Genomic DNA, 24,731 nt, shown 5'->3' on the forward strand with positions numbered 1-24,731 from the left:
CGTGAGACCCAGAAACGCCCACCGCCGCCGGCCCTCAGCGGCCCACGTCCCAGATCCATACCCCGTCCACCCGCCGGCCCTCGCTGCCGAGGAGCCGCGACACCGTGGTGTACAGCGCCTCCTCGTTCTCCTGCGGCGGCAGGACGACGAGCCCGGCCTTCCAGTACGCCAGGTCCGCCCGCGCCTGGGCGCGCCAGCCGTCGTCGATGGGGGGGATGGGGGCGCCGTAGCGCACATCGCGCAAGAGGTTGGAGGTCCAGCGCGGGGAGGCGCCGTAGATGCCGATCCGGTCCGGGCCCCAGGGGCCGTTGAAGTAGCCGCCGGGCAGCGGGAAGCCGAGACCCGCGCGGACCTGCCAGTGCAGGGCGTCTGCGGCGGCCGGGTCCGGCAGCGGCACGGTCACCACGGACTCGCCGGGCTTGAGATACGTCCGCCACAGGCCGTCCGCGAAGAACGGCGGCACCGGAGTCCGCGCGGTCACCGGAAAGGGGGTGGGGACGATCGGCAGCAGCGCCGCCGCGACCGCCGCGAGGACGGCCGTCCGTTTCGCCCGGCCCGCCGTGGCCGCCCGCCCGGCGGCGAGCGCGACCAGCGCGCCGACCGCCGGCGCGCAGACCATGGCGACCCGGCCCTCGATGACCGACTCGAAGAGCGGCCGGTGGGCCAGGGCGCGCCAGGGGCCCGGCAGCACCACGTCCGTGTACGGGACGCGGATCCTCCGGCCGAGCGAGAGCAGGGCGGCCGCGACCGCCGTGAGGGCCAGCGCCTTCACCAGGGCATGCCGCCACAGCCGTACCGTGATCACCAGGGCCAGCAGGATCAGCGGCCAGCCGTAGAAGGCGTTCTGCTCGGTCCGGTTGAGCGCCAGCTTGTCCGCCGCCGCCTCGTCCCCGAGCAGCGACCGCCCGGAGAACGTCCAGAACGACAGCGGGCTGTTGCCCGCCGCGTCGCCGTGCAGCACCGAGTGGTAGCTCTGCTCGCCGAAGAACTGCCGGGTCAGCGGATAGGCGACCAGCGGCAGACAGACCAGGGCGGCCACCCCCAGGCCCTTGGCGAGGGTGGGTCCTGCCTGCCGGATCACCTCGCGGCGGGCCAGCGCGTACGACAGCGCGAAGAGCAGCGTGCCGAGCGAGGCGAGGAGCAGCACCTCCTCGCCGAGGAAGATCTGGTACGCGCCGAAGAGCCCGAGCAGCACGCCGTCACGGCGTACGTCGGCGGTGGGTGAGCACAGCCGCAGCGCCCGGTCGATGATGACCGGGATCATGAACAGGACGCAGAAGTTCGGGTGCGCGGTGGCGTGCGAGACCATCGGCGGCGCGAAGCCCGCGAGCGCCCCGCCGAGCCCCGCAGCCCACGGATCGGCCGTCACCCACCGCGCGAAGAGCCGGTACCAGGCGTATGCGGTGGCGGCCAGGCCCAGGGTGAGCACGAGCGCCCAGGTGACGGTCGGACCGAACGCCAGCGTGACCGGCGTGAGCGGTACGGACAGGCCCAGCATGGGCGTGTTGCCCATGAGGTTCACCCCGTCCGGGTAGCCCTGGAGGGTGGTGAAGAGGGGGTCGCGCAGCTGCCGGACGTTGTCGGCGGTGACCGAGAAGAACCATTCCCACTGGTTCTGGTCCTGCCCGGAGTCGGCGAGGTAGCCGTGGCCGAGATCGGCCCACAGGTTCTGGTAGAGCAGGACCGAGGAGAGCAGGAAGAGGCCGAACAGGGCGAGGCTCGCGCGGCCGGCGGAGCGCGCTTTGAGGCGGACGAGTTCGAGGAGCACCCGGCCGTAGTCGGCGGGGCCGACCTTGGAGCCCTCCTGGTGGGACCAGCGGACCGGGACCTCGGCCACGGCCCAGCCGTGGCGGCGGAAGTACTGCAGTATCTCCACGTCGATGCCCCAGCCGTCGAGGCGGGCGTCCGCGAAGGCCGCGCGCGCCTTGTCGCCGTCGAAGAGCTTGAAGCCGCACTGGGTGTCGTGGATGCCGGGGACCGCGACCGCGCGTATCAGCCGGTTGCCCATCCGCCCCAGCCACTCGCGGATACGGCTCTGGTGGACCGCTATGTCGGCCTCGGGATGGGCGCGGGAGCCGATCGCGGCGGCGGCCTCGGCGCCGTCGAGCTCCTTGGTGAGCCGGTCGAGTTCGGCGACGGGGGTGGCCAGGTCGGCGTCGGTGAGCAGCACCCGGGCGCCCCGGGACGCGGCGACGCCGAGCCGCAGGGCGTGGCCCTTGCCGTGGTTGCGGTCGGCGGCGACGAGGCGGATGCGCCCATCGGCGCCCGCTGCGTCCCGGGCGACGTCCGCCGTGCCGTCCTGGGACCCGTCGTCGACGACGATCAGCTCCCAGGAGAGCGGGGCGTCGTGGAGGTGGTCCCGGATCGCGTCCAGGGTGGGACCCAGACGCCGTTCCTCGTTGTACGCGGGGACGACGACCGAGAGGTCGAGCAGGCCGCCGTCGGTCACCGCTTCAGCCGCTCCGCCCAGGTCAGCGAGTGGTCGTTGTACGCGCTGATCACGGCGTACGCGGCGTCGCCGTCGCCCTGGACCACCGCGTCGACCAGGTCCCCGTGGCCGTTCCACAGCCAGTCGCACAGGTCGGAGCGGCCCCGCAGGTACGGCACGGCGAAGACCCAGCACTGCATCCGCAGCCGGTGCAGGAAGTCCGAGATGTACGGGTTCCCGGCGAGGGCGCCGAGCTCCCGCCAGAACCGCAGGTCGTACCCGATGAGGATGTTCAGGTCGCCGCTGCGGGCGGCGCGGGCGCACTCCTCGGCGCGGCGCCGTACGGAGACGAGCGCGGGCCCGTGCCCGGCGCCCAGCTCCGTGATCTTCCGGAAGATGCCGTTCACCACGACGGACCGGGCCTCGACCATGCCCCGGTAGTCCTCGACGGTGAACTCGTGGACGCGGAAGCCGCGGTGCTGGTCGGAGTCGAGCAGACCCTGCGCGGTGAGGTCGACGAGCGCCTCGCGCACGGGGGTGGCGCTGACCCCGTACTGCTCGGCGATCTGCTTGACGGTGAACTCCTCGCCGGGCTGGAGCCGCCCGGCCAGTATCTCGTCACGCAGCGCGTCGGCGATCTGCTGCCGCAGCGTACTGCGGGTCACGCCGCCACTCGCGGGCACGGGCGCCCCTCCCCTCGTCGGTGTTCCGCACACGATAGGCCAGGGGTGGGGAAAGGGGGATTTCCCGGGGCGGGGCCCCCGCGCCCCCGGGGCGCGGGGGGGTCTCCTGCCTGTCCGGGGTGGTCAGACGGTGTACTCGTCCGCCACGGCCAGCGCCTCGTCCAGCACCGCGAGCCCCTCCTTGGCCTCGGCCTCGGTGATGGTGCACGGCGGCACGACATGCGTCCGGTTCATGTTGATGAAGGGCCACAGGCCGTTCTTCTTGCAGGCCGCGCCGAAGGAGGTCATCGGGGCGGCGTCGGCGCCGGAGGCGTTGTACGGGACGAGCGGCTCGCGCGTCTCCCGGTTCTTGACGAGTTCGAGCGCCCAGAAGACGCCGGTGCCGCGCACCTCGCCGACGGCCGGGTGGCGGGCGGCGAGCTCGCGCAGGCCCGGCTCCAGGACGGTCGCGCCGATGTGGGCGGCGTGGGCGACGACGCCCTCGTCCTCCATCACGTTGATGGTGGCGACGGCGGCGGCGCAGGCCAGGGGGTGCCCGGAGTAGGTGAGGCCGCCGGGGAAGGGCCGCTTGTCGAAGGTGGCGGCGATCTCGGCGGAGATGGCGACGCCGCCGAGGGGGACGTACCCGGAGTTCACGCCCTTGGCGAAGGTCATCAGGTCCGGGGTGACGCCGTACAGGTCCGCGGCGAACCACGATCCGGTGCGGCCGAACCCGGACATGACCTCGTCCAGGACGAGGACGATCCCGTACCGGTCGCAGATCTCGCGCACACCCGCGAGGTAGCCCGGGGGCGGGGTCATGATTCCGGCGGTGCCCGGGACCGTCTCCAGGATGATCGCGGCGATACCGGCGGGGCCCTCGAAGGCGATGGTGTCTTCCAGGTGGGTGAGGGCGCGGGCGCACTCCTCGGCCTCGGTGGTGGCGTAGAAGGGGGACCGGTAGAGGAACGGGGCCCAGAAGCGGACCACGCCGGCGGAGCCGGTGTCCGAGGCCCAGCGGCGGGGGTCGCCGGTGAGGTTGACGGCCTGGGCGGTGGCGCCGTGGTACGAGCGGTACGCGCTCAGCACCTTGTGGCGTCCGGTGTGCAGCCGGGCCAGCCGGACGGCGTTCTCCACGGCCTCGGCGCCGCCGTTGGTGAAGAAGATCTTGTCGAGGTCGCCGGGGGTGCGCTCGGCGATGAGCCGCGCGGCCTCGGAGCGGGCCTCGACGGCGAAGGCGGGTGCGAAGGTGGCCAGCTTGCCCGCCTGCTCCTGGATCGCGGCGACGACCTTCGGGTGCTGGTAGCCGATGTTGGTGAAGACGAGACCGCTGCTGAAGTCGAGGTAGCGGTTGCCGTCGTAGTCCCAGAAGTACGAACCCTCCGCGCCGGCGACGGCGAGCGGGTCGATCAGGCCCTGGGCGGACCAGGAGTGGAACACGTGCGCACGGTCGGCGGCCTTCACGGCCGCGCCGGCCCGGGGATCGGGGTCGACATGAGGGGTCATGGGGCCCAGGGTAAGGAGTGGGGGGTGGGGGTGGGGATGGCCATGGTGTCTGTCCTGGGGGCCGCGGGTCGGCAGGGTGTCGCCCCTCCCGGAGCACGAGCCGCTCACCCGCCCCCGACCACCCCCGGGCCGGGCTGCCCACGCGGTTCCCCGCACCCCTGAAAACTACGGGGCCGAGCCACATACCCCGCTACAGGCAACCCCCTCAGGGGCGCGGGGAACTGCGCGACCAGCCAGCCACCATCCGCAGACGCACGACAAGCCACCCCGGATCCGACGGTCACACCGGCCCCCCACCCACTATCCTCACCCCGTTGAAGCTCGTTCGAGCGAGGGGGGCGGCGGGCGCCATGGAGAGGCTTCACGACGGGGATCCGCAGCGGATCGGCGCGTACCGGCTGCTCGCGCGGCTCGGAGCGGGCGGCATGGGCCAGGTCTACCTCGCCCGTTCCGACCGCGGCCGCACCGTCGCCGTCAAGCTCGTGCGCGAGGATCTCGCCGCCCGCGAGGAGTTCCGCGACCGGTTCCGGCAGGAGGTGCGGGCCGCCCGCCGCGTGGGCGGCCGGTGGACCGCCCCCGTCCTCGACGCCGACACCGAGGCCCCCGTCCCCTGGGTCGCCACCGGATACGTCGCCGGCCCCAGTCTCCACACCGTGGTGGGCGGCGACCACGGCCCCCTGCCGGAACGTTCCGTACGCGTCCTGGCCCGCGGCCTCACCCACGCCCTCCAGGACATCCACGCCGCCGGGCTGATCCACCGCGACCTCAAGCCCTCCAACGTCCTCGTCACCATCGACGGCCCCCGCGTCATCGACTTCGGCATAGCCCGGGCCCTGGAGACCGCGGCCGGAGAGGGCCTGACCCGTACCGGCGCGCTCGTCGGCTCGCCCGGCTTCATGGCCCCCGAGCAGGTGCGCGGCGACCGGATCACCCCCGCCTGCGACGTCTTCTGCCTGGGGTCCGTGCTGGCGTACGCCGCGAGCGGCAGGCTCCCCTTCGGCGGCAGCGACAGCGGTGTGCACGCGCTGATGTTCCGGATCGCCCAGGAGCCCCCGGAGCTGGACGGCGTCCCGGAGTCCCTGCGCGACCTCGTACGCGACTGTCTGCACAAGACCCCCGGCTCACGGCCCTCGCCCGACGCGATCCTGGAGCGCCTCGGCCCCGAGGACGCCTCCCCGGGCCCCTGGCTCCCCGGCCCCCTGGTCGCCGAACTCGGCAGCCACGCCGTGCAGTTGCTGGACGTGGAGAACCCCGAGGGCGGCACGGCACCGGCCCCGGTCCCGGCCCTGCCCCCCATGCCCGCCCTCCCGCCGAGCCCCCCGACCCCGCCCCCGGCTCCGGACCCGGCACCCACCCCCGCCCCCACCCCCACCGTGATCTCCCCCAACGGGACGGGCACCCCGCCGCCCCCGTTCCCCCCGGCCTGGGCCAACGGGAGCGGCCCCGGCTACCCGCCCCAGCCCCAGTACCCCCAGCACCCGTACCCCGCCCCGCACCTGAATTCGGCCCCGCACCCCAACGCCAGCCCCGCCCCGAATCCGTATCAGCCCGCCCACCAGCCCCCCGCCTACGGCCATCCCCACCCCAATCCCCCCTACGGCTACGGCCCGCCCCCGCCCCCCGAGGACGGTCCGCGACGCAGCACCAGATCGACGATCGCGCTGGTGGTCGTGGCGCTGGTGGTGGCGGTCGCCGCGGGCGGCTCCGTGTACGCGTACATGAACGGCGACAACGGAAAGCCGAAGCGGACCGGCGGCTCCTCGGCCTCGCCCGTCCCCTCCTCCGCGCGGCCGACCCCGGACCCGGCCACCAGCGGCCCGAGCCGGAGCCCGAGCCCGAGCGAGAGCCCGGCCGGGGACGTCCCGCGGCAGTACCTCGGGACCTGGGCCGGGTCCATCGACAGCGGCTCCGGGCACAACAGCCGCCGCCTGGTCATCCAGCCCGGCAAGGTCGGCGACACGGTGCTCACGCTCACGGCCGACGGCCCGCTGGACTCCGGCGGTACGTACCACTGCGTCTTCCGCGCCAGGCTCACCGCCGCGCCCGGCTCCCCCGACGGCCCGCTCAGGTTCGGCCCGTCGAGCGTCGAGTCCGGCCCGACCACGTCCTGCTCCCCGGGCGCCGCCACCACCGTCACCCTCCTCGCGGACGGCCGGCTGCGCCGCGAGAACGACGACACGGGTGAGCAGTTGACGTACGACAGGGCCGGGGAGCAGTGAGCGGAGGAGCGCGAGGATCCGCGGGCACGGGCGTACACGGACGGCTCAGCGGGCGGCGGCCGCCTGCGTGAGGAGTTCGCGCAGCGGCTCCGCCGACTCCGTGCCCGACCTGCCGAACGGCGCGTCGAAACTCCACACCAGGAAGAGCAGGAAGACGATCAGGCCGCTGAAGATCCCGGCGAGCAGCAGCTCCCGGGCCGAGCGGCGGATCTGGAGCGTGAAGATCAGCCCGATCGTCACCACGGCCCCGGCGAGAAGGCCCAGCCAGACGACGTCCGGCAGCGTGGACCCGGCGCCCGCGATGCGGGCGTGCCGGGCGTCGTCGGCGGTGGCGATCTGGTCGAGCAGCGGCTGGTACGCCTGCGCCTGGAGGTCGTTGGCGGGGGCGCGGTGGGCCACGTCGGCGCGTACGGCGGCGAGCAGCGCGGCGCCGTCCGGCGACGGCTCCCGCCCCTTGACCAGCAGCGGCCACTCGGCCGTCACCGCGTGCTGGGCGTAGCTGCCGATCTCGCCCCGGACGCGGTCGCGCACGGCGGGCGGGTAGACGTCGACGCGCTGCCCGACCTCGTACAGGGCCTGGGCCTCGCGCCGCACGGAGTCCTCGGCCGCGCCCCGCGCCTCCCACACCCCCGCGATCGCGAGGCCGAGCACGATGGCGTACACGACGCCGACCATCATCACCATGTACTCGATGACGTCGGGCGTCTCGCTGGGGTCCTCGGCCTCGGCCACCCGCCGGTGGCGCAGGACGGTGACGGTCAGGACGACGGCGCAGACGAGCGCCATGGCGACGACGAGGACTAGCCATTGCGACACGGGCGGGCTCCGGAACGGGATCGGGGGCGGAGGATCGCGGCGGCCAGGACGGCCGGGGTGGTGACGAGGAGCATCAGCGTGACCGTGGAGAACCCGGCCGGGGCGGCCCGAGCGGCCGTACTCGGGCGGTACGGGTGGCCGAAGCGGGCGCGGGCCGTCCCCGGCCGCGGCACGCGCGCGTCCGCCGCCCGCACGGGGGCGGGACGCGGCCCGGGACGCGGCCCGGCCACCGCCGCCCGGGGCCGGGCCGGGGCCGCGAGAGGGCCGGGACCGGGGCGTTCACCGCGGGGCGCGGGCCGGGACCGCGGGGCCTGGGCGGGCACGACGGGCGCGGCGGGCACGGTTGCCGCGGGCACGGGCGGCGCGGCCCTCGGCGCCGCCGGCACGGGGCCCACCGGGCACGCGCCGGTCTCCGCGTACACCTGCGCGCCGAGCGGGCCCAGCGCCACGCTCACGCCGAGGCAGAGGAGCAGCTGACGGGTGATCACACCCGGCAGAACGACCACCGGGCCGTCACGATACGGCCGCGGCACCGGCAGTAGTGACGCCGAAGGGCCTGCCGGTACGTACCGGCAGGCCCTTCGGGGCGGGGCGTCCGCCTACAGGAACGAGTTGATCTCGATCGTCTCGGTCCGGCCGGGGCCGACGCCGATCGCGGAGATCGGCGCGCCCGACATCTCCTCCAGCGCCTTCACGTACGCCTGCGCGTTCTTCGGCAGGTCGGAGAAGGTCTTCGCCTTGGTGATGTCCTCGGACCAGCCCGGCAGCATCTCGTAGACCGGCTTCGCGTGGTGGAAGTCGGTCTGGGAGTACGGCAGCTCCTCGACGCGCTTGCCGTCGATCTCGTACGCCACGCAGACCGGGATCTGCTCCCAGCCGGTGAGGACGTCGAGCTTGGTGAGGAAGAAGTCCGTCAGACCGTTGACCCGGGTCGCGTACCGCGCGATCACCGCGTCGAACCAGCCGCAGCGGCGGTCGCGGCCGGTGGTCACACCGCGCTCGCCGCCGATGCGGCGCAGGTCCTCGCCGTCCTGGTCGAACAGCTCGGTCGGGAACGGGCCGGCACCGACGCGGGTCGTGTAGGCCTTGAGGATGCCGATGACCCGGCTGATCTTCGTGGGGCCCACGCCCGCACCCGTGCAGGCGCCGCCCGCGGTCGGGTTCGACGAGGTCACGAAGGGATACGTGCCGTGGTCGACGTCGAGGAGCGTGCCCTGGCCGCCCTCGAAGAGGACGACCTTGCCGTCGTCGATCGCGTCGTTGAGGATCAGCGTCGTGTCGGCCACGAACGGCCTGATCTGCTCCGCGTACTGGAGCATCTCCTCGACGATCTTCTCCGCCTCGATCGCACGGCGGTTGAAGACCTTGGCGAGCAGCTGGTTCTTCGACTCCAGCGCCGCCTCGACCTTCTGCGTCAGGATCGACTCGTCGTACAGGTCCTGGACGCGGATGCCGACGCGGTTGATCTTGTCCGCGTAGGTCGGTCCGATGCCACGGCCGGTGGTGCCGATCTTGCGGGATCCGAGGAACCGTTCCGTCACCTTGTCGAGCGTGACGTTGTACGGCGTGATCAGGTGAGCGTTACCGCTGATGAGCAGCTTGGACGTGTCGACGCCGCGCTCGTTCAGCCCGCTCAGCTCGGAGAGCAGGACCGCCGGGTCGACGACGACTCCGTTGCCGATGACCGGGGTGCACCCCGGCGAGAGGATCCCGGAAGGGAGAAGATGCAGCGCGTACTTCTGGTCGCCGACGACGACGGTGTGGCCGGCGTTGTTGCCGCCCTGGTAGCGCACTACATAGTCAACGGATCCACCGAGCAGGTCGGTGGCCTTTCCCTTGCCCTCGTCACCCCACTGAGCACCGAGCAGCACAAGTGCGGGCACAGGCGTACACCCCTTCCGGGCGGGGCATGTCCAAGGTCAGGGGCGTGTCCGCCGCCTCACCCGTGTGCCCCGGAATAGACGAAGCCCCTGGCGCAATAGCGCAAGGGGCTCTTGCACAAAGATGCTACCCGAGGAAGGACCGACGTGTCGGCTGCCGACCGGCTACTGGTGGTCATCGACCCGGTCGCCCGCCGTATCGACGGCGAGTCCGTACGGATCGCGAAGGATGTGCTGTGCGCGGCCGCACAGGCGAAAATATGCTGGCCGGAGGGGGCGGAGGAGTTCTCCCGGGCCCTGGCCAGGCGGGGTGGACGGCGGCTGGTGGTGGTAGGTGACGACCGGGCCCTGCTACGTACTGTGACCTTGCTCCAACGAGATCGTGAGCCGTCCGGCCCGGCCCTGTCCGTGGTGCCCGTGGGAACCCCTTCCACCGTGGAAACCACCAGGTCACTGGGGGTGCCGACGGACGCGGTCGCGGCGGCCCGGGCGGTCCTGGAAGGCGTTCCCCGCCGACGCGGCCTCCTGGTGGACGACGCCGGGGGCGTGGTGCTGGGGGAACTGCGCATCCCGGCGCCGGCGCCGGCACCCGCGCGAGCCGTGGGCCCGACGGTGTGGGGGACGTGCCGCTCGCTCGTCCGGACCCTGGTGGGCGCGCCGACCCCGGTGGCGGCGGCGCTGGCGCACCACCTGCGCATCGAGACGGACGGCACCCTCCTGACCGACCTGGACCGTCCCCTCGCGGGCGTGTCGGTGGGGTGCGGGGAGGGGGTCGTCCAGGTGGTGGTGGAGGAGTGCGGGGGGTCGGTGGTGCGGGGGCGGGGGGCGGTGGTGGAGGTGTCGGTGGGAGGGATGTCGGTGGGAGGGATGTCCGGGGGGCCGGCAGGGGCTGGGTCCGGGGGCTTGGCCGGGGGCTTGGCCGGGGGCGGGTCCCCTGGCTCGGCCGGGGGCGGGGAGGGGTTCCGGTACCGGGTGGGGCCGGTGGTGGTGGGGCCGGTGTGGAGACGTACGTGGACGGCGGGGTCGTGGTCGCTGATGCTGCCCGCCGGGGGGTGAGGGGGCCCGGGGCCAGGGCTCGGGGCCGGGGCTCGCGGCTGAGGTGGTCCGCGAGCTGAGGTGACCCGGGGGTGAGGTGGGGTCCGGAGGCCGCGGACCCTCGCTCAGACCTCCACCTGGAGGGCGGTGAGGCCGCGGATCACGTACCCCGGTTTCCACCGGGGCTCGGCCAGCAGCCGCATGCGTGGAGCCTCGCGCAGCAACAGGCCGAACGATGTGGTCAGTTCGAGACGGGCGAGGGGCGCGCCGAGGCAGTAGTGGATGCCCGCGCCGAAGCTGACGTGGCGGTTGGTGGCCGGTGGGCGGCGTACGTCGAAGGTCTCCGGATCCGGGAAGACCGCCGGGTCGCGGTTGGCGGAGCCGAAGAGCAGGGCGACTTCGCTGCCGCGCGGGATCAGGGCGTCGCCCACCTCGATGTCGTCGAGCACCCAGCGCTCGAAGAGCTGCAACGGGGTGTCGTAGCGCAGCAGTTCCTCGACGGCGCCGGGCAGGAGCGCCGGGTCGGCGCGGAGCAGGGCGAGCTGCTCGGGGTGGTGGAAGAGGGTCCACCAGCCGTTGGCCGTGGTGTTGACGGTGGCCTCGTGGCCCGCGTTGAGGAGCAGGACGCAGGTGGAGATCAGCTCCTGCTCGGTGAGGGTGGTGCCGTCGGTGTCGTGGACGGCGATGAGGGCGGAGACGAGGTCGGGGGCGGGGGCGCGGCGCCGCTCACCGATCAGCTCCCGCAGATAGGCCGAGAACTCCACGGACGCCCGGACCGCGCGGGCGGCGGTCTCCTCGTCCGGGTTGAGCTCGTACATCCCGCAGATGTCGGCCGACCAGGGGCGCAGCAGATGCCGGTCGGCCTCGGGGACACCGAGCATCTCGGCGATCACGGCTACGGGGAGGGGCTCGGCCACCTCCGCGAGCAGGTCCCCACCGCCGGCCGTGACGAAGTCCCCCACGAGGCGCCGGGCGATCCGCTCGACGACGGGCCCCAGCTCCTCGACCCGCCCGGGCGTGAACGCCTTCGCCACGAGCCGCCGGATACGGGTGTGGTCCGGCCCCTCCAGATCGAGGATGCCGTGGTCGTTGAGGGTGTGGAACGGCTCGTGGGCGGGAGGCGGGGGTGTACGCCCGAACTCCTCGTGGCTGAACCGGTGGAGGTGGGTACGGCCGAGCCGACGGTCCCGGAGGAGGGCGGAGACGTCGGCGTGGTGGGGGATGAGCCACTGGCCGGTGGGGGGGTAGTGGTGGGCCCGGGTGGTGCGGCGGAGGTGCTGGTAGGCGGGGTAGGGGTTGGCGATGAAGTGGGGGGAGGTGGGGTGGAAGGGGTGGGTGTCCATGGGGGTTTCTTCCCCACCCCGCCCGTTCCCTTAAGCCCTGGGCGGGCGGCCGGGGGGTGGGTGTTTTGGGCGGGGGTTCGGGTGCGGTGGGTGGAGGGCTGGTCGCGCAGTTCCCCGCGCCCCTGGGGAGGCGGGGAGTCGGGACTTCGTCTGCCGACCGGTGGGGACTGAGCGCGCAGTTCCCCGCGCCCCTGGGGAGGCGGGGAGTCGGGACTTCGTCTGCCGGCCGGTGGGGACTGGGCGCGCAGTTCCCCGCGCCCCTTCAGGGCCCCGAGTTCGTCTACCGGCCCCGGGGGGTGCTCGCGCCCGTGGGGGTGGGGGCCGAGGCTTGTTCTCCGGGGGCGGGCGGTCCCCTTGGGGGCGCGGGGAACTGCGCGACCAGCCCGCCACGGTCCACAGAAGAATGCCGGGCCCGGGGCGCAGCCCCGAGGTGGGGTGCAGTACGCCCGAGCCCACGGTTCTAGTACGCCAGCTGCGCGATCTCCTCCGCCACGACCGCGCAGGCGTCGGCCGCGGGGTCGATGAGGGGAAAGTGGCCGACGCCGTCGAGCACGGTGAACCCGACGGGCTCGCCGGCCCGGGCGGCGGCGTCGGCATACGCCTCGGCGACGGCCCGCGGCACGACGATGTCGTCCCGGCCCTGGACGAGGGTGGTGGCGATGCCGGTGGGCAGGAGCGCGGCGGGGTCCGCGCTCGCCACCCGCGCCCCGGCCCTCTCCTCGCCTCCGGGTCCCTCGCCCCCGAGGAGCTGGAGCACGGCCCCCTCGCACACGTCCAGCGCCAGAGCGGTGGCGAAGTCGGCGATGGGCGCGAGGGCGACGACGCCGCGGAGGGGGACGGGGGCGGGCGCGTGCCACGGGGAGGTGGGCGGCAGGACGTGGCGGGCGGCGGCCCACAGGGCGAGGTGGCCTCCGGCGGAGTGGCCGGTGAGGACCGTACGGCGCGGGTCGGCCGTGGGGAGGTGGGTGCGTACGAGGGCGGGGAGCGAGTCGAGGGCGGCGGCCACGTCGTCGAACGTGTCCGGCCAGCGTCCGGCGACGGGGGTGCCGCCGCCCTGTCTGGGCAGCAGCCCGCCGCGTCGGTACTCGACGTTGGCGACGGCGAAGCCGCGGCGGGCGAGGAAGTCCACGAACGGGGTGAGATGCCCCCGGTCGTACCGCTCGCGCCAGGCGCCACCGTGGAGGGCGACGACGAGGGGGGCGCCCGGGGTGTCGTGGCGGGGGGCGTAGAAGTCGATGACCTGGTCGGGGTGGGGGCCGTAGGGGGCGGTGGTGTCCGGGGGGACGTGGGGGTGCGAGAAGGCGGAGGCGGCTTCGGCGGCGTCCCTGGGGGTGGGGTCTTGGTCTTGCATGGGGCACCTTTCTTGGGGCGGGGGGGGCGGGGGTTCGTCTGCGGGTGGGGGTGGGTTGCCCGCGCCGTTCCCCGCGCCCCTGATAGGCCGGGGACTCGTCTGCCGGTCGTGGTCGGTTGCTCGCGCCGTTCCCCGCGCCCCTGATAGGGCCGTGCTTGTGTCGTTCCTCGTGCCCCTTGCGGGGCCCGGGCTTCGTCTGGAGGGTCCTGCTCCTGGAGGGTGGGGGGCGGAGCTTGAGTTCCAGGTGTGGGCCGTCCCCCTTGGGGGCGCGGGGAACCGCGCGACCAGCCCGCCACGGTCCGCAGGCGAAAACGGGCCCGGGGCGCAGCCCCTGGGCGGGGTGCAGGGGCCGCAGGCCCCGCCCGGAGACACGGGGACGGGGCCGGGGCACAGCCCCGGCCCCGGGGGACTGAGGCTGAGCCCCGGAAGCCCCCCCCCCGCCCCCGGCAGGGTTCAGGGAAGGGGCGGGGTGGGGCTAACCCAGGGCCAGGGACAACGCCCGCGCCGCCCTCTCCGCATCCCCAAATCCCACATACAGCGGTGTGAACCCGAACCGCAGCACATCAGGACGCCGATAGTCCCCCACCACCCCCGCGGCTATGAGCGCCCGCATCACATCCCCCGCCCCCTCACACCGCAACCCCACCTGGCTCCCCCGCTCCGCATGCGCGGACGGCGTCACCGACTCCACCCGCCCCGACGGCACGTACTCCGCCACGCACTCCAGGAAGAAGTCCGTCAGCGCCAGCGACTTGGCGCGGACGGAGTCGATGGAGACGCCCGTCCAGACGTCGAGGGCCGACTCCAGGGCCAGCATGGACAGGATGTCCGGCGTGCCGACCCGGCCCCGCACCGCGCCCGCCCCCGGCACGTACTCCGCCCGCATCCCGAAGGGGTCCTCGTGCGAGTTCCAGCCGGGCAGGGGGGAGTCGAACGAGGCCTGGTGGTCGCCCCGTACGTACAGATACGCCGGTGAACCCGGCCCCCCGTTCAGGTACTTGTAGGTGCAGCCCACCGCGAAGTCCACCCCGTGCGCGTCGAGCCCGACCGGCAGCGCGCCCGCACTGTGGCACAGGTCCCACACGGTGAGCGCGCCCGCCTCGTGCGCGGCGGCCGTGATGCCGGGCAGGTCGTGCAGCCGGCCCGTGCGGTAGTCGACGTGGTTGACCAGGATCGCCGCCGTACGCGGCCCCAGCGCCGACACCATCTCGCCGGGCGCGACCGCCCGCACCGACCGGCCGGTCATCCGCGCCGCCGACCCCGCCACGTACCCGTCCGTCGGGAACGTCGACTCGTCGACGAGGATCTCGTCCCGGTCCGACGGCGCCCGGCGCACCGCCGCCACCAGGGCCTTGAAGACGTTCACACTCGTGGAGTCGCCCACCACGACCCGGCCCGGCGCGGCCCCGACGATCGGCGCTATCCGGTCGCCGATCCGCTCCGGCGCCGTCCACCAGCCGCTCTCGTCCCAGGAGCGGATGCGCAGCTCGCCCCACTCCCGGGTGATGACCTCCTGCATGCGCGCCGGGACATGGCGCGGCAGCGCGCCCAGCGAGTTCCCGTCGAGGTAGACCGTGTCGTCGTCGAGGGCGAACAGCTCGCGGTGCTTGGCGAGTTCGTCTGCGGCGTCCAGCGCCGCGGCCTTGCCGGCCAGGGACTCAGACATGGCTGCGCGCCGTCCACAGCTCGGGGAACACGCTCTTCGTGGCGCGCTTCTCCAGCCAGGCCACGCCCGCGGAGCCACCCGTGCCGGTCTTCGCACCCATCGCTCTCCTCGTCGCCACCAGATGGTCGTTGCGCCAGCGCCACACCAGCTCTCCCACATCGGTCAACGCCTCGCCCAGGCGCACGAGTTCCCCGTTCTGGTCCCCGGCGTAGAGCTCCGCCCAGACCGCCTCGACCTCGGGCGAGGGCTCGTACCGCCGGGACAGGTCGCGCTCCAGGACCGCGGCCGGGACGGCGTGCCCGCGGCGGGCGAGCAGGGCGAGCACCTCGTCGTACAGGCTCGGCTCCTGGAGCGCCTTGTCCAGCTCGGCGTACACCCGCGGCGCGCCCCGGTGCGGCACCAGCATGGACGCCGACTTCTCCCCCAGCAGGAACTCCATCCGCCGGTACATCGCGGACTGGAAGCCAGAGCCCTCCCCGAGGGCCGAGCGATAGGAGTTGAACTGCGCCGGGGTCAGCTGGGCGAGCGGCGTCCAGGACGCGTTGAGCGCCTCCAGCTCGCGTACGGACCGCTTGAGCGCGTCCACGGCCACCTGCACGCGGTCCTCGCGCAACGCGCGCGTGGCGGTCTCCCACTCGTGGACGATGACCGTGAACCACAGCTCCATGACCTGGGTGGTGACCAGGAAGACCATCTCGCCGGGGTCGTCCGAGCGCAGGTGCTGGAGGTGGGTGAGCACGTCCGCCTGGACGTAGTCCTCGTACGGGGTCGTGCCCGCGAAGTCCAGGTTGGGGGCGTCGACCGGGTCGGCGACGGAGGCGGAGGCGGAGGCGGAGGTTCCGGGTGCAGGTGCGGGCACGGCCGCGTCGGCGGGTGCGGATGCGGGCGCGGCTGCGGCGGCGGGTGCGGGCGCGGCTCCGGACGGGGCGGCTTCCGCGGATCGGGCGGCGGCTCCGGCATTTTCGGCCGGTTCGGACATCTTTGATGACATCGCTGTCTCCTCGACGTGTCCGGGTAGCGGTCCGCCCCTTCCTTCATCGGCATCGGAGCCCCGGTCCCCACCCGCATCATAAGCACGCCCCTCCACCCTCGTCAGGGCACGGACGGGCCCTCCACGAAGCGGCCGGACTCGGTGTACGGCCAGGCGTTGGACCTGCACCCGTTCAGGCCCTTGATCTGCTGCTGCATCACCGGGGCGGCCTTGCCCGGCCCCGGGCAGGCCATGTGCCGGCGGAAGCCGATCAGGTGGCCGATCTCGTGGTTGATGATCAGATGCCGGTACGCGGCGGGCGGCCCGTCGTACTGCGGCGAACCCGCAACCCACCGCTTGAGGTTGACCACGACACCACCGGCGACCTCGCAGTTCAGCTCGCCGTGGGTGTCGCCGTTGACCGCGCACAGCTTGTCCGTGGTGGCCGGGGTGGCGATCTTTATGGTGACGTCGGCGGCGCTGTCGCCGGAGACCAGCTGGAACCGGCCGCGGCCGTGCGCGGCCCAGCCGCGGGGGTGGGCGAGTATCGCCTGGATCTCGGTGGCGGCCCGGGCGGGCGAGACGTCGGAGCCGTTCTCGACGAGGACCCGGTAGCGGCGCAGGGGGCCTCCGGTGCCGACGACGGCGCCAAAGGCGCGGGCGGCGGTGAAGGTGCCGGGCCCGGAGGCGGGCACACCGGCGCCGTCGGTCGCGGCATCGTTGTCACCCGGGCGGCACGCGGTCAGGACCGCCGCGCAGACGAGGGCGAGGCCGAGGAGACCGCCGATACGGAGAGCGCGCGGGCCGCGCCGGGCCGCGCCCGCACCATCGCTACGGGGTCGGGCCCGGCCATGTGCGCGACCGGTTCCGTTGCGGGCTGCTCGCTTGCCCAAGACAGACTTCTCCCCTGGTCCCGGCTGGAGTTGGGGGGAGAGGTGTGGGGCCTCGTGCGCCAGCGCGTCTGCGGTGCTCGCTCATCGATGAGCGATGTTCTTCGTTCGATTGTCCGGTATTCGATACCACGTGCGATCGTACCGCCCGTACGCCAATTGTCCGGGCGGTACGTATACGCGCAGATCAGCTCAGCGTGTCGGCGGCGAGCTGCGAGGAGTCCCGCAGGAACGTCGTGCAGCGCTCGAACTCGGCCTGCTCGCCGATGGCCTGGGCGGCGCGGGCCAGGGCGTGCAGCGCGCGCAGGAAGCCGCGGTTGGGCTCGTGCTCCCACGGCACCGGGCCGTGGCCCTTCCAGCCCGCGCGGCGCAGCGAGTCGAGGCCGCGGTGGTAGCCGGTGCGGGCGTACGCGTACGACTCGACCGTGCGGCCCGCGTCGAACGCGTCGTCCGCGAGCTGGGCCCAGGCGAGGGAGGACTGGGGGTACTTGGCGGCGACGTCGGCGGGGGCGGTGCCCTGCGCGAGGAGCTCGCGGGGTTCCGGGTCGTCGGGGAGGTGGGTGGGGGCGGGGCCGCCGAGGAGGTTTTCATGAATGGACATGGAGCCAGTCTGCCGCGTCCGGCCGGCAACCGGGTCTTCTCCCCCACGCTGCCCGCTCCCGCGCCCCTCCGGGGTTGCCCCTTCCGGCCCGGAGTTCGTCTGCGCCCCGGTGGGGGCTGATCGCGCAGTTCCCCGCGCCCCTATGGGTCCGCCGCCCCCGAAGAGCGAGCTCGGCCCCCCACCTCCCCGGGGCGCGGCGAACCGCTCGACCAGCCCACCGCCGCCTGCGGGCACAAACGAAGCCCTGCCCCCGATCCCCCCGCGAACAACCCCCTCACCCCTCACGGTCGCGTTCCAGCGGCGGCCCCGTCACCCCGCAACACACCCGGCACTCCGCGTGGCACCCCGTCCGCGGGCGCCGCACCGTCGTGTACGCCAGCACCGCCCCCACCACCAGCACCCCCGCGCACACCGGCATCGCCCGCCGGAACGTCGAGCCGAACTCCGTCGCCGAGCGGTACGCCGACGGGGACATGCCCGCCACCAGGGGCAGCGCCGCCACCGCGATCAGGCCCGCCGCCCGGGCGGCCGCGTTGTTGATGCCGCTCGCCAGCCCCGCCCGCCCCGCGTCCACCGACCCCAGCACCGTCGCGGTGAGCGGCGCGACCAGGGTCACCATGCCGAGGCCGAGGACGACGACCGCGGGCAGCACGTCCCGCGGGTACGACGCGCCCTCCCCCACCCGCAGCATCAGCAGCATCCCGCCGGCGCACAGCAGCGGCCCCACCGTCAGCGGCAGGCGCGGGCCGATCCGCTCGCCCAGCGCCCCGGAGCGGGCCGACAGCAGCAGCATCAGGACCGTGGTCGGCAGGAGGGCCGCGCCCGCGCCCAGCGCCGAGTACCCCGCGACCACCTGGAGCTGGAGCGCCGCCAGGAAGAAGAAGCCGCCGAACGCCGCGTACACGCACACCGTCACCACGTTCACCGCCGTGAACTGGCGCGAGGCGAAGATCTGGGGCGGCAGCATGGGGTCGGGCAGACGCCGTTCGAGGCGGAGGAAGGCGAAGCCCGACAGCACGCCCGCCGCCACCGCGCCCAGCACCAGCGGGGAGGCACCCTGCCCGGGCGCCTCGATCAGCGCGTACGTCACCAGCGCGAGCGCCAGCGCCCCCAGCGCCGCGCCCGTCACGTCGAAGCGGGCCGTGTGCACGCGCGCGTCCCTGGACTCCGGGACGTGCCGCAGCGCCACCGGCACGCACAGCGCGGCCAGCGGAACGTTCAGCAGGAAGACCCAGCGCCAGCCGGGGCCGTCCACCAGCCAGCCGCCCAGGAACGGCCCCACGGCCGCCCCGACGCCGCCCAGGCCGGACCAGACGCCGACGGCCGCCGCCCGGTCCTCGGGGGCGAAGCTCGCCTGGATGAGGGCGAGGGAGCCGGGGGTCAGGAGCGCACCGCCGATGCCCTGGAGGGCGCGGGCGGCGATCAGAACGCCCGCGTCCGGCGCGAGCCCGCACAGCAGGGAGCCGGCGGCGAACCAGACGACGCCGACGACGAAGACCCTGCGGCGGCCGTACCGGTCGCCGAGCGCCCCGCCCAGCAGGATCAGCCCGGCGAGGGTGAGCATGTACGCGTTGACGGTCCACTGGAGCACCGCCATGTCCGCGTCCAGGTCGGCGCCGATGCGCGGCAGGGCCACATTGACCACCGTCGAGTCGAGCATCGCCATCCCCGACCCGAGCACGGTCGTGAACAGCACCCACCGCCCCGCCGCCGTCCCCATCGTCACGTTCATGCACTCCACTCTCGCCGAACGCACAAGGCCCGGCACCCCCCGCGTGGGGGATACCGGGCCTCGGACGGGGGAGCGCGGGCCATGGGCCCGCGCGCCCGTTACTTCAGCTTCGTGCCGGTCGAGCGCAGGTTCGCGCACGCCTCGGTGACGCGCTTGGCCATCGACGCCTCGGCGAGCTTGCCCCAGGTGCGCGGGTCGTACGTCGACTTCTTGCCGACCTCGCCGTCGACCTTCAGAACGCCGTCGTAGTTGCGGAACATGTGGTCCGCGACCGGACGGGTGAAGGCGTACTGGGTGTCGGTGTCCAGGTTCATCTTCACGACGCCGTTCTCCAGCGCGGTCGCGATCTCCTGCTCGGTGGAGCCGGAGCCGCCGTGGAAGACGAAGTCGAAGGGGTGGCTGCCAGCGGCCTTGCCGTACTTGGCGGCGACGCCCTCCTGGAGGTCCTTGAGGAGCTCCGGACGCAGCACGACGTTGCCCGGCTTGTAGACGCCGTGGACGTTGCCGAAGGAGGCGGCCAGCAGGTAACGGCCCTTCTCGCCCAGGCCGAGCGCCTCGGCGGTGCGCAGCGCGTCGTCGACGGTGGTGTACAGCTCGTCGTTGATCTCGTGGCTGACGCCGTCCTCCTCGCCGCCGGTCGGGGTGATCTCGACCTCAAGGATGATCTTGGCGGCGGCGGCCTTGGCGAGCAGCTCCTGGCCGATGGCCAGGTTGTCCGCCAGGGTCTCGGCGGAGCCGTCCCACATGTGCGACTGGAAGAGCGGGTTCAGGCCCTTGGCGACGCGCTCGGCCGAGACCTCCAGGAGCGGACGTACATAGCCGTCCAGCTTGTCCTTGGGGCAGTGGTCGGTGTGCAGCGCGACGGTGATGTCGTACTTGGCGGCGACGACGTGCGCGAACTCGGCCAGGGCGACCGCGCCCGTGACCATGTCCTTGTTGTACTGGCCACCCAGGAACTCGGCACCGCCGGTGGAGATCTGGATGATGCCGTCGCTCTCGGCCTCCGCGAAGCCGCGCAGGGCAGCGTGCAGGGTCTGGGTCGAGGTCACGTTGATGGCCGGGTAGGCGAACTTGCCTGCCTTCGCCCGGTCGAGCATCTCGTTGTAGACCTCGGGGGTTGCGATGGGCATCTGTCCGCTCCTTGTGATGTGCGGGGTGTGCGATATGTGCTGGCCCTGACCTGGGGGCGACGTCATCGTCGCGGCCCATCTTTCCAGACTCTGCGCCCGGCTCCACCCTGCGGACGGACAAGGGGGCGGCTGTTTCACGTGAAACAGCCGCCCCCTCATCGAAAGCGCAGGTCAGAGTCGGTGGGCAGGGACGCGAGGCCCCGGGTCACCACTTTCGGAGTGCCCGTCAGTCGATCTTTCCGACTCCCCCGGACCGGTTACGACTCAGGGAACAACCGGGGCGTTCCGCCCACCGCCCCGCGCCACCGCCCCGCAGCCGTTATGCCAGGCCCAGGTCGCCGAGCTGGTAGCCCGTGAGGTACGTCAGCCCCGCCCCGGTGATCGCGTCGGCCGCGCCCCGGTCGACGATCGTGGCCACGGCGACGACCTCGCCGCCCGCCTCGCGCACCGCCTCGACGGCCGTCAGCGGCGAACCGCCGGTGGTGGAGGTGTCCTCGACCACCAGGCAGCGGCGGCCCTTGACCTCCGTGCCCTCGATCCGGCGCTGCATGCCGTGCGCCTTCTGCGCCTTGCGGACGACGAAGGCGTCCAGGCGCCGGCCCCGCGCGGCCGAGGCGTGCAGCATCGACGTCGCCACCGGGTCGGCGCCCAGGGTGAGGCCGCCGACGCAGTCGAAGTCCAGGTCGGCGGTGAGGTCGAGCATGACCTGGCCGACCAGCGGCGCGGCCTCGCCGTCCAGCGTGATCCTGCGCAGGTCGATGTAGTAGTCGGCTTCCCGGCCCGAGGAGAGGGTCACCTTGCCGTGGACCACGGCCTTGTCCTTGATCTGCTGGAGCAGGTCGGCTCGTACATCAGTCATGTCGGCCAGCTTAAAGGCGCCGCCAGCTCCAGGTCGTCGCCAGCTCCAGCGGGTCCACCGGCGTCACCAGCCGCGGCAGCGTGTTGAGGCCGTTGGGCGGGCCGGACTGCGGCTCCACGCACACCGCCTCCTCCTGCTCGTCGTAGACCACCACCCACTCGCTGCGGCTGGTCACCCTCAGCTCCAGCTGCCGCGGCCAGACGAGGGTGACGTCGACGCCGTCGGGCATGCCGAAGCAGTCGTCCCAGGGGCCGGGCAGGGGGTCGATGCGGCGGCCGGTCGGCAGATGGTCGTCCCCGCGCTCCTCCTGCCAGGCGGGGGTGAACTCCAGCCGTACGTCCTCACCGCCGAGGCTGCGCCGGAACCAGGGGTGCCAGCCGACCTGCGCCGGGAAGGAGTCACCGTACGTCTCCACACCCATGGTGATCGTCAGCGCGCTCTCGGACAGCTCGAAGATCTGCGTCACGCGGCCGGTGTACGGCCACGGCTCGGCCAGGTCGTACGTGAAGTGGGCCTCGGCGTGCCCGGATTCGGTCTCGCCGGTGCGCACCCGCTTCCATGCCGTGTCGCGGCCGGTGCCGTGGATGGCGTGCGGCGCCGCGTTCAGCGGCAGCCGGTGCTTGGTGCCGCCGTTGCGGAACTCGCCGCGCTCCACCCGCCCGCACCAGGGGACCATCGGGAACGAGCCGTACTTGTCACCCTGGCGCAGCACTTCCGTACCGCCCACCCGCAGGCTCTCGATCCGGCACCCGAGGTCCGGACGGACCGTCAACTCGACGTCGCCGGCCGCCAGCCGGACACTCTTGTCGCTACTCACACCCCTGACCCTACTGGCGCCACCGCGCCCGTCGCGCGCGCGTCGCCGTGTCCGGCCCGGGCGCCGCGGGTCAGCGGCGCCGGCGCAGGGCGCGGCCAACGACCACCGCGGAGGCGAGCGCGAGCGCGGCGGCCGGGGCCGCCCAGCGCAGGGTGGCCCCGGCGCCGGCACCGGCCGGGGCGGGCACGGGCGCGTACCGCCCGCGCGGCGGGGCGTGGTCGACCTCCTCGGCGCTGCGGCCGATCATCGTGCGCCGGGCGTGCGCGGCTTCGGCGGGCAGGTAGTCGCCGTCCCCGGGGAGGTCGAACTCCTCCTCGGCGAGCGGGTCGAGCGAGGGCGGCGGGACGGCCGCGTCGAAGACGGAGGGGCCGAGGGCCGGGTCCTCGGCCGGGTCCTCGCCGCGCGCGCCGGCGTCCACGTCCGCGTCGGCGTCCGGGGTGGCGGCCGTACCCGACCCCGAGGTGGTGGGCCCGACGGGCCCGGTCGCGGGCTCCTCGCCGGGCGCGGCGGCGTCCCGGGGCGCGGCGTCGTGGGGAGCGGTGTCGGGCGCGGGGATCTGGGGCGCGGCGGCGTCGGGCCCGGAGGCCTCCGCGCCCTGGACGGCCGCCCCGGCCTCCGTCGCGTCCGGCTCGCCGGTGTCCCCGGCCGTATCGCCGGTCTCCTCCCCGGCTCCCCGCCCGTCCGCCGCCAGCGCCGCGCCGAAACGGTCCAGCAGGCGGGCGGCCGCGGCACGGGTGCCCTCCGGGGTCGCGGTGGCCACCCGGCCGTCCGCCGCCGCCTTGGCGGTGACGGACATCCGGGTGCCCTCGTCCTGGGGGGCCAGCCGGAGCGTGAGGGAGAACGTGCCCGCGCCGGTGCCGCGCGCCTCGGTGCCCTCGGCCTCCACACCGAAGGTGTCCTCGTCGAGCTCGGTGATCCGCATCGTGCCGCGGTAGGTGATGGTGTGGCCCTCGACGCGGAGCTTCAGCCGGCCGGCGACCGGTGGCTCGCCCGCGTCCTGCTGGAGGCCGGGGACGCAGCGGGCGACCCTGGCCGGGTCCCGCAGCGTCTCACGCAGGGACTGGACCTCAACCGGAACGAACACCTCATGCTCCATGGGTAACGAGCCTACTCAGGGGCGGCCGTCCCGTCTCCGCAAACGACGCGCCGAGCCCGCGTCGCGCCGCGCCGGGCCGGGCAGAACCCGCCCGTCCGGGCCCTGCGCGGGTCCCCGGCTCCCGGGCCGCCGTCATCCCGTATAGCGCGGGTGCACCAGCGTCGACGGGACCGGCTCCTCGCGGGGGCGCTTCTCGCCGAGGGGCTCCAGCTCCGGGGCGCGCGGGGCGCCCGGCGGCCCGGACGGGGAGGCGAGGACGAAACCCCAGTCGTGCGGGGCCCGGGTGGCGCCCGAGGCGCGGTCCGGGCCCGCCGTGAAGCCCGTGAGACGGCCGGTCGCCCGGTAGGGCACGGTCCACAGGCCCGCCGCCCGGACCGTCGACTCCACCGTCCAGTACGTGTGCGTCCGCGTCGCGACCGGCCCCGCGTGCACCGCGATGCGCCCGCCCGGCGCCAGCACGCGCGCGGCCAGGCCGAAGAACTCCTCCGAGTACAGCTTGGTGCTCGGGGTGATGCCCGGGTCCGGCAGATCGGAGATCACCACGTCGAAGGGCCCGGCCGCGCGGCCGGGCCCGCGCAGCCAGTCGAAGGCGTCCGCGACGACCGGCCGCACCCGCCGGTCCTCGTACGCGTGGCCGTTCAGCGCCGACAGGGCCGGGTCGTGGCGGGCCAGGCCGACCACGCCCGCGTCCAGCTCGACCAGGGTCACCGAGCGCACGTCCGCGAAGCGCAGCGCCTCACGGGCGGCCAGGCCGTCCCCGCCGCCCAGGATCAGCACCCGCCGGTGCCGCCCGCACTCCATCGCCGGGGCCACCAGCGCCGAATGGTAGCGGTGCTCGTCCCGGCCGCTGACCCGCAGCCGGCCGTCGAGGAAGAGGTCGAGCGGCCCTCCGGGGCCGTGCCCGGTGCGGCTGCCGGTGAGGACGATCTCCTGCACCCCGGTCTGCACCGCGACCCGCACCTGCCCGCCGTACACCGCGCGCCGCGCCGCCTGCTCGAAGGCGCCGACCAGGGCGGTGGTGACCGCCAGCACCGCGAGGACCAGCACGTTCGCCGCGAGCAGCCACCAGCGGGCGCGGGGGGTCAGATCGCGCCGGAACAGCCACAGCACCAGCGCCCCGCCCGCCACCGCGTTGACCGCGCCGGTCAGCAGCGCTCCGGTCAACTGGCCCAGCAGCGGCAGCAGGAGGAAGGGGAAGGCGAGGCCGCCGACGAGCGCTCCCACGTAGTCGGCGGCGAACAGGTCCGCGACCGTGCCGCCCGGGTCCTGCCGCGAGACGCGCTGCATCAGCGTCATCAGGAGCGGGATCTCGGCGCCGATGAGCACGCCGATGCCGAGCGAGAAGGCCACCAGGGCGTAGCGCGCGCCGCCGAGCCACGCGAACGTCGCGTACAGCACCATCGCCGAGCAGCCGCCGACCAGCGCGAGGGCCGCCTCGATCAGGCCGAAGCCGACGGCCGCGTGCAGCCGCAGCCGTTTGGCGAGCAGGGAGCCGATGCCCATGGCGAAGACCATCACGGAAAGCACGACGGACGCCTGGGTGACCGAGTCGCCGATCAAGTACGAGGCGAGGGCGACCAGTTCCAGTTCGTAGACGAGTCCGCAGGCCGCGCAGATGAACACGGTGCCGAGCACGATGAACCGCGCGGTGCCGCGCCGGGGTACCGGCGGCGGGATACCACGGCGCAGGACGGGCACGGACGGTTCGATCATGATGGGAACGCTACGTC

Annotated in this window: 20 protein-coding genes; 2 read left to right on the forward strand and 18 right to left on the reverse strand. The window is 73.9% G+C overall.

What is annotated here, in order from left to right; genetic code table 11:
- Positions 1-34 precede the first annotated feature (34 nt).
- The 3 genes from ACZ4MU_RS02275 to ACZ4MU_RS02285 form a co-directional block, all read right to left on the reverse strand.
- Positions 35-2,449 carry a glycosyltransferase gene (locus tag ACZ4MU_RS02275; protein ID WP_467869837.1) on the reverse strand — a complete coding sequence of 805 codons (2,415 nt, stop codon included), beginning with the start codon at positions 2,447-2,449 and terminating at the stop codon, positions 35-37.
- The gene (locus tag ACZ4MU_RS02280) at positions 2,446-3,111 is read right to left on the reverse strand and encodes a GntR family transcriptional regulator (protein ID WP_467869839.1); all 666 of its coding nucleotides are present in this window, start codon (positions 3,109-3,111) and stop codon (positions 2,446-2,448) included. The genes ACZ4MU_RS02275 and ACZ4MU_RS02280 overlap by 4 nt, the downstream gene beginning before the upstream one ends.
- A 123-nt stretch (positions 3,112-3,234) precedes the next feature.
- On the reverse strand, positions 3,235-4,596 hold the full coding sequence (locus tag ACZ4MU_RS02285) for an aminotransferase class III-fold pyridoxal phosphate-dependent enzyme (protein WP_467869841.1): 1,362 nt from the start codon (positions 4,594-4,596) through the stop codon (positions 3,235-3,237).
- A gap of 350 nt (positions 4,597-4,946) precedes the next feature.
- Here ACZ4MU_RS02285 and ACZ4MU_RS02290 point away from each other — a divergent pair, with 350 nt between their 5' ends.
- Positions 4,947-6,815, forward strand: a complete 1,869-nt coding sequence (locus tag ACZ4MU_RS02290; RefSeq protein WP_467869843.1) for a serine/threonine-protein kinase — start codon at positions 4,947-4,949, stop codon at positions 6,813-6,815.
- Positions 6,816-6,860: 45 nt separating this feature from the next.
- Here the strand turns inward: ACZ4MU_RS02290 and ACZ4MU_RS02295 are convergent, their stop codons facing one another.
- From ACZ4MU_RS02295 to ACZ4MU_RS02305, 3 genes are all read right to left on the reverse strand, one after another.
- Complete coding sequence (locus ACZ4MU_RS02295) at positions 6,861-7,631, reverse strand: bestrophin-like domain (protein WP_467869845.1); 771 nt, start codon at positions 7,629-7,631, stop codon at positions 6,861-6,863.
- The gene (locus ACZ4MU_RS02300) at positions 7,616-8,137 is read right to left on the reverse strand and encodes a hypothetical protein (protein WP_467869847.1); all 522 of its coding nucleotides are present in this window, start codon (positions 8,135-8,137) and stop codon (positions 7,616-7,618) included. The genes ACZ4MU_RS02295 and ACZ4MU_RS02300 overlap by 16 nt, the downstream gene beginning before the upstream one ends.
- Before the next feature lie 93 nt (positions 8,138-8,230).
- Positions 8,231-9,514 carry an adenylosuccinate synthase gene (locus ACZ4MU_RS02305; RefSeq protein ID WP_467869849.1) on the reverse strand — a complete coding sequence of 428 codons (1,284 nt, stop codon included), beginning with the start codon at positions 9,512-9,514 and terminating at the stop codon, positions 8,231-8,233.
- 144 nt (positions 9,515-9,658) lie between these two features.
- Between ACZ4MU_RS02305 and ACZ4MU_RS02310 the strand changes: the two genes are divergently transcribed.
- Entirely contained in the window at positions 9,659-10,567 is a 909-nt protein-coding gene (locus ACZ4MU_RS02310) for a diacylglycerol kinase (RefSeq protein WP_467869851.1), read from the forward strand.
- A 104-nt stretch (positions 10,568-10,671) separates the two neighbouring features.
- Here ACZ4MU_RS02310 and ACZ4MU_RS02315 read toward each other — a convergent pair whose 3' ends face one another.
- From ACZ4MU_RS02315 to ACZ4MU_RS02370, 12 genes are all read right to left on the reverse strand, one after another.
- The gene (locus tag ACZ4MU_RS02315) at positions 10,672-11,889 is read right to left on the reverse strand and encodes a cytochrome P450 (protein WP_467869853.1); all 1,218 of its coding nucleotides are present in this window, start codon (positions 11,887-11,889) and stop codon (positions 10,672-10,674) included.
- A 460-nt stretch (positions 11,890-12,349) separates the two neighbouring features.
- Positions 12,350-13,240, reverse strand: coding sequence for an alpha/beta hydrolase (locus tag ACZ4MU_RS02320; RefSeq protein ID WP_467869855.1), 891 nt, complete (start codon positions 13,238-13,240; stop codon positions 12,350-12,352).
- Positions 13,241-13,715: 475 nt separating this feature from the next.
- Complete coding sequence (gene kynU, locus ACZ4MU_RS02325; protein ID WP_467869857.1) at positions 13,716-14,906, reverse strand: kynureninase; 1,191 nt, start codon at positions 14,904-14,906, stop codon at positions 13,716-13,718.
- A complete protein-coding gene (locus tag ACZ4MU_RS02330; RefSeq protein ID WP_467869859.1) occupies positions 14,899-15,897 on the reverse strand; it encodes a tryptophan 2,3-dioxygenase family protein in 999 nt (332 codons plus the stop codon). Before ACZ4MU_RS02330 ends, kynU begins: the two co-directional genes overlap by 8 nt.
- 101 nt (positions 15,898-15,998) lie before the next feature.
- Positions 15,999-16,769, reverse strand: coding sequence for a DUF3152 domain-containing protein (locus ACZ4MU_RS02335; RefSeq protein WP_467869861.1), 771 nt, complete (start codon positions 16,767-16,769; stop codon positions 15,999-16,001).
- Positions 16,770-16,953: 184 nt separating this feature from the next.
- Positions 16,954-17,367, reverse strand: a complete 414-nt coding sequence (locus tag ACZ4MU_RS02340) for a DUF3151 domain-containing protein (RefSeq protein WP_467869863.1) — start codon at positions 17,365-17,367, stop codon at positions 16,954-16,956.
- A gap of 274 nt (positions 17,368-17,641) precedes the next feature.
- Complete coding sequence (locus ACZ4MU_RS02345) at positions 17,642-19,099, reverse strand: MFS transporter (protein WP_467869865.1); 1,458 nt, start codon at positions 19,097-19,099, stop codon at positions 17,642-17,644.
- A gap of 98 nt (positions 19,100-19,197) precedes the next feature.
- Positions 19,198-20,229, reverse strand: coding sequence for a class II fructose-bisphosphate aldolase (gene fbaA / locus ACZ4MU_RS02350; RefSeq protein ID WP_467869867.1), 1,032 nt, complete (start codon positions 20,227-20,229; stop codon positions 19,198-19,200).
- A gap of 319 nt (positions 20,230-20,548) precedes the next feature.
- On the reverse strand, positions 20,549-21,088 hold the full coding sequence (gene pyrE / locus ACZ4MU_RS02355; protein ID WP_358832219.1) for an orotate phosphoribosyltransferase: 540 nt from the start codon (positions 21,086-21,088) through the stop codon (positions 20,549-20,551).
- A 10-nt stretch (positions 21,089-21,098) separates the two neighbouring features.
- Positions 21,099-21,905, reverse strand: coding sequence for an aldose epimerase family protein (locus ACZ4MU_RS02360; protein ID WP_467869870.1), 807 nt, complete (start codon positions 21,903-21,905; stop codon positions 21,099-21,101).
- Positions 21,906-21,975: 70 nt separating this feature from the next.
- Positions 21,976-23,001 (reverse strand): SRPBCC family protein, encoded by a 1,026-nt coding sequence (locus ACZ4MU_RS02365; protein ID WP_467869872.1) that lies wholly within the window; start codon positions 22,999-23,001, stop codon positions 21,976-21,978.
- A gap of 132 nt (positions 23,002-23,133) precedes the next feature.
- Positions 23,134-24,714: a polyamine aminopropyltransferase gene (locus ACZ4MU_RS02370; RefSeq protein ID WP_467869874.1), complete on the reverse strand. Its 1,581-nt coding sequence runs from the start codon at positions 24,712-24,714 to the stop codon at positions 23,134-23,136.
- Positions 24,715-24,731 lie beyond the last annotated feature (17 nt).

The sequence above is a fragment of the Streptomyces sp. NPDC026377 genome (assembly GCF_055567715.1).

Coding starts and splice junctions, on each gene's coding strand:
- ACZ4MU_RS02365 (WP_467869872.1), bottom strand. CDS start 23,001: ATGGAGCATGAGGTGTTCGTTCCGGTTGAGGTCCAGTCCCTGCGTGAG.
- ACZ4MU_RS02345 (WP_467869865.1), bottom strand. CDS start 19,099: ATGAACGTGACGATGGGGACGGCGGCGGGGCGGTGGGTGCTGTTCACG.
- kynU (WP_467869857.1), bottom strand. CDS start 14,906: ATGTCTGAGTCCCTGGCCGGCAAGGCCGCGGCGCTGGACGCCGCAGAC.
- pyrE (WP_358832219.1), bottom strand. CDS start 21,088: ATGACTGATGTACGAGCCGACCTGCTCCAGCAGATCAAGGACAAGGCC.
- ACZ4MU_RS02285 (WP_467869841.1), bottom strand. CDS start 4,596: ATGACCCCTCATGTCGACCCCGATCCCCGGGCCGGCGCGGCCGTGAAG.
- ACZ4MU_RS02315 (WP_467869853.1), bottom strand. CDS start 11,889: ATGGACACCCACCCCTTCCACCCCACCTCCCCCCACTTCATCGCCAAC.
- ACZ4MU_RS02340 (WP_467869863.1), bottom strand. CDS start 17,367: ATGTCCATTCATGAAAACCTCCTCGGCGGCCCCGCCCCCACCCACCTC.
- ACZ4MU_RS02370 (WP_467869874.1), bottom strand. CDS start 24,714: ATGATCGAACCGTCCGTGCCCGTCCTGCGCCGTGGTATCCCGCCGCCG.
- ACZ4MU_RS02290 (WP_467869843.1), top strand. CDS start 4,947: ATGGAGAGGCTTCACGACGGGGATCCGCAGCGGATCGGCGCGTACCGG.
- ACZ4MU_RS02320 (WP_467869855.1), bottom strand. CDS start 13,240: ATGCAAGACCAAGACCCCACCCCCAGGGACGCCGCCGAAGCCGCCTCC.
- fbaA (WP_467869867.1), bottom strand. CDS start 20,229: ATGCCCATCGCAACCCCCGAGGTCTACAACGAGATGCTCGACCGGGCG.
- ACZ4MU_RS02330 (WP_467869859.1), bottom strand. CDS start 15,897: ATGTCATCAAAGATGTCCGAACCGGCCGAAAATGCCGGAGCCGCCGCC.